The following is a 3,903-nucleotide window of genomic DNA, read 5'->3' as shown; positions in this document are numbered from 1 at the left end:
GTGCACATGGATTTCGTTGAACTGATGGAAGATCTCGCCCCTTCGGGGCTGAAGGAGTTCAGGCTGCTGGCCGGCGTTCCCGATGCCAAGAAGACGGCTCAGAAGGATGAAAGGTAACAACACATGCCAGCCGAAAGCAAAGCCAAGGTCATCGAACGAAATCGCGCGCCGCGGGTGCAGATCGCCTACGATGTGGAAACCTACGGCAGCCCGACGACGATCGAACTGCCGTTTGTCATGGGCGTGATGGCCGACCTTGCCGGTGCTTCGCAAACCAAGGAAGCGTCAAAGTCGGTGCTGGACCGCTCCTTTGTCGAGACCGACGCGAACCGCTTCCCAAAATTCATGGAGGCGCTCGGCCCCCGCGTCAAAGCGCGGGTGAAGAACACGCTGCCGCAGGCCGAGGGCCAGGAGCGTGACGAGGAACTGGCTCTCGATCTTACATTTTCCAAGATGGGTGATTTCGCCCCCGACAAGATTGCCGAGCAAGTTCCGCAACTGGCCGAGATCCTCAAGATGCGTCGCCAACTCGAGGAATTGCTCGGCTTCATGGATGGCCGTGTCGATGCTGAAAAGCGCATCGCGCAGCTTCTGAACAACGAACCGCTACTTGGCAAGATTGCCAGCCAGGCGCTGGCCGACGACGACAAGGTTGGGGAATGATCATGGCCGAACAGCAAAAGACCGCCTCAGTCGCCGCGGAGGCCGAAGCCATAAACCTCGATGAATTCAGCGGACTCCTCGAAAAAGATTTCAAGGTCAAGAAGGACGACAGCGAGAAGCTGCAACAGCTCGTGCGCAATCTCGCGCTCGCGGCGCAGTCCCGTTCCGACACCACGACCATCTCGTCCAATGCCATCAAATCGATCAAGTCGCTGATCGCCGGCATTGACAAGATGCTGACGACACAGGTCAACGAAATCCTGCACGCGCCGGAAGTGCGTGAGATGGAAGGCACATGGCGCGGGCTGTGGTATCTCGTCAACAACACCGAGACGGATCAGAAGCTGAAGATCCGGGTGATGAACATCTCCAAAGAGCAACTGGCCGATACGCTTGAAGACTATGAAGGTCAGATGTGGGACCAGAGCCCGATCTTCAAGAAAGTCTACACAGACGAGTATTCGATGCTTGGCGGCGAACCAATCGGCTGCGTGATCGGCGCCTACGAGTTCTCCAATCACCCACGTGACGTCGGCCTGCTGCGCAACATCTCCGGCATCTGCGCTTCCGCGCATACGCCGTTTATCGCGGCCGCTTCGCCGCGCCTATTTCGCATGGACAGCTGGCAGGAACTGCCGAACCCGCAAGACCTGCAGCAGATCGTCTCCAACCCCGCCTATGCCTCGTGGCAGTCGTTGCGCGAGAGTGAGGACGCTCGCTACATCGGCCTGACCATGCCCCGCGTCCTGGCGCGGCTGCCCTACGGCACCGATACCGTTCCGGTGAAGGGTTTCACCTTCGAGGAAGAGGTGGAGGGCGATCACAACAAATATGTCTGGATGAACGCCGCCTTCCCGATGGGCGTCAACATCAACCGCAGTCACAAGCTTTTCGGCTGGGGCACGCAGATCCGCGGCGTGGAGAATGGTGGCACGGTGCTCAACCTGCCGGTGCATAGCTTCCCGACCGATGATGGCTCGATCGCGATGAAATGTCCCACGGAAGTCGCCATCGACGACCGGCGCGAGGCGGAACTGGCCAAGCTTGGCTTGATGCCCATCCTGCACCGGAAGAATACCGATCTCGCGGCCTTCATCGGAGCACACTCGCTGCAGGACGACGAAACGCGGGCGGGGCGGCTGGTCGACCCCGATGCACAGTCGAACGAGCGGCTGAGCGCCAACCTGCCCTACCTGTTCCCGGTCTCGCGCTTTGCGCACTACCTCAAGGCGATCGCGCGCGACAAGGTCGGCTCGTTCAAGGAGCGCGCCGACATGCAGATCTGGTTGACCGAGTGGATCAATCGATACGTGCTGGCCAACCCGGCCTTTGCCGACGACAAGGCGCGCGCCAAGCGCCCGCTTGCCGCCGCCGAGGTCCAGGTGGACAGCGTGGAGGGGCGGCCGGGCTATTATAATGCCCGCTTCTATCTGCGCCCGCATTACCAGCTGGAGGGCATCAACGCGTCGCTCCGACTGGTCTCGGAACTACCGTCCGTTAAAACTTGATCGCAGCAACGACAACCTGGTTTTTTGAAAGCGGTGGAGAAACACAATGCCGACTACGAAGATTGATGGCTTCCTGAAGGTTCCCGATATCAAAGGCCCCAGCACCCGCGACGGCCACGATGACGAGATCGAAATCCATGGCGTCGACTACAAGATGGTCGCACCTTATGATCCCAATTCGCTGTCACGCCGTGGCCGCGTCTCCATGGGCATGATCAAATTCACCAAGCACTACGACAAATCATCGCCCTATCTGAAAAAGGCTTTGTTCGAAAACAAGGCCCTTGATGAGGTGGTGTTCTCGGCCCGCCGGACCATCGATGGCGAGACCAAGGATTACCTGGTCGTTACCCTCACCGACGCCTCGATCATGGAATACGACATGTCGCAGGCCGAGGATGAGGAAGACCTGATCCAGGAAGAGGTCAGCTTCGCCTACAAGAAGATCAAATTCGTCTATGACGGCAATGATGAAGCCGAAATGGATGTCTATGTCGGCAAATGAGGTTCGGCGACCCGGCGCGGGCATGCAGCAGACCACTGGCAGCTTGCGGGCGAAAAGCGAAGCCGTCCAGCCGTCGCTTTGGGATCGTCTCGTCAATGATCTGCCGGGCCTGACCTCGGAAATAGACGGGCTGCGCCATGTCCTGCTCGACGAGCTTGGCGCGGACCGTCTCGACACGCTCGTTGCCGGCAGCACGCGTGCCATTGACGCCGATGTGGTACTGACACCGGATCAGAAACGCCGTCTGCATCGGTTGGCCGTTCAGACCCAGCACCGCGTCGAGATCGAAAGCCGTGGCGTGGTGGTATCGGCGCGCGTGCTCAGGGAAGCGGTACGGCGTGACATCGAGGCGCTCTTCAACACAGAGCGCTTCGAGGCGACGCCGCTTCTTTCCGACCTGGAAAATGAACAGGTTGCGGACAATCCCCCTTCGCTTGCCGATTTCCCGGAGGTCCGCCGCAGCGTGGTCAATTACGGCGTGCCCTCCTTCTCGGGCCGCTCGTCGCGCGACTTCGATCGCGAGGTGTTGGCACGTGAGATCCGCATGGTGCTCGCGACCTTCGAGCCCCGCCTGAAGGAAAGCGCAACAAAGGTAACGGTCACGCTTGGCGACAACACCGTCGGCCTGAAGATCGAGATAGACGCCGTTCTGATCATGACCCCGACTCCCGAACGCATGCGCCTGCGCACCACGATCAATCTCGACAACGGTTTGGCGCGGACCGAAATTGGGGAGGCCTGAGATGGATCGGGTCTTCGTCGAATATTACGAGGAGGAACTGAGCCATATCCGCGCTCTTGCATCGGAATTCGCAGGCATGCATCCGGCGGTGGCGCGCAACCTTTCCCTCGATACGGTGCCGTGTCCGGACCCATATGTCGAGCGCCTGCTCGATGGCGTAGCCTTCCTGGCCGCGCGCACCCGGCTAAAGGTCGATGCCGAGCGCTCGCGATTTTCCCGCAGTGTGCTCGACGTTCTCTATCCCGATCTGGTCACGCCGGCGCCGGCAACGGCGATGGCGGTGCTGAAACCCGGCCAGCAGGTCCAGACCATGCTGGCCGGCCACGTCGTCAAGCGCAACACACGGCTGGTTTCCAGCCTGCAGCCAGGCCTGTCAACGCGCTGCATTTTCTCAACCGCCCAGGAAATGACTCTATGGCCGATCGCGGTCACTTCGGTCAGCTTTTTTCAGGACCGCAGTGCGATGGCGATGGCCGGCATAGGAC

The 3,903-nt window shown here is 60.1% G+C and carries 5 protein-coding genes and 1 pseudogene; all 6 read left to right on the top strand.

Translation table 11 applies throughout. The annotated features are described in order from the left end of the window. Positions 1-117, top strand: a pseudogene (locus tag EN932_RS39215) (type VI secretion system protein TssA); the annotation flags it as partial. Between the two features lie 6 nt (positions 118-123). Beyond that, complete coding sequence (tssB, locus tag EN932_RS31020) at positions 124-663, top strand: type VI secretion system contractile sheath small subunit (RefSeq protein WP_013525309.1); 540 nt, start codon at positions 124-126, stop codon at positions 661-663. A gap of 2 nt (positions 664-665) precedes the next feature. Then, positions 666-2,171 carry a type VI secretion system contractile sheath large subunit gene (tssC, locus tag EN932_RS31015; protein ID WP_024504477.1) on the top strand — a complete coding sequence of 502 codons (1,506 nt, stop codon included), beginning with the start codon at positions 666-668 and terminating at the stop codon, positions 2,169-2,171. 46 nt (positions 2,172-2,217) lie between these two features. Continuing rightward, positions 2,218-2,676, top strand: a complete 459-nt coding sequence (locus EN932_RS31010; RefSeq protein ID WP_013525307.1) for an Hcp family type VI secretion system effector — start codon at positions 2,218-2,220, stop codon at positions 2,674-2,676. Next, positions 2,663-3,418, top strand: coding sequence for a type VI secretion system baseplate subunit TssE (tssE, locus tag EN932_RS31005; protein ID WP_128338190.1), 756 nt, complete (start codon positions 2,663-2,665; stop codon positions 3,416-3,418). Before EN932_RS31010 ends, tssE begins: the two co-directional genes overlap by 14 nt. Before the next feature lies 1 nt (position 3,419). Then, positions 3,420-3,903, top strand: a 484-nt coding sequence (locus EN932_RS31000) for a type VI secretion system baseplate subunit TssF (RefSeq protein WP_206618980.1), incomplete at its 3' end; no start/stop codon positions are given.

Source organism: Mesorhizobium sp. M7A.F.Ca.US.002.01.1.1, from assembly GCF_004022955.1.
Classification (GTDB): domain Bacteria; phylum Pseudomonadota; class Alphaproteobacteria; order Rhizobiales; family Rhizobiaceae; genus Mesorhizobium; species Mesorhizobium ciceri.
Note: the sequence above shows the minus strand (reverse complement) of the source record. Positions and strands in the feature narration are given on the sequence as shown.

What these genes read in the sequence shown, in the direction of transcription:
- tssB (WP_013525309.1), top strand. Translation starts at nt 124, where the DNA reads ATGCCAGCCGAAAGCAAAGCCAAGGTCATCGAACGAAATCGCGCGCCG.
- tssC (WP_024504477.1), top strand. Translation starts at nt 666, where the DNA reads ATGGCCGAACAGCAAAAGACCGCCTCAGTCGCCGCGGAGGCCGAAGCC.
- EN932_RS31010 (WP_013525307.1), top strand. Translation starts at nt 2,218, where the DNA reads ATGCCGACTACGAAGATTGATGGCTTCCTGAAGGTTCCCGATATCAAA.
- tssE (WP_128338190.1), top strand. Translation starts at nt 2,663, where the DNA reads ATGTCGGCAAATGAGGTTCGGCGACCCGGCGCGGGCATGCAGCAGACC.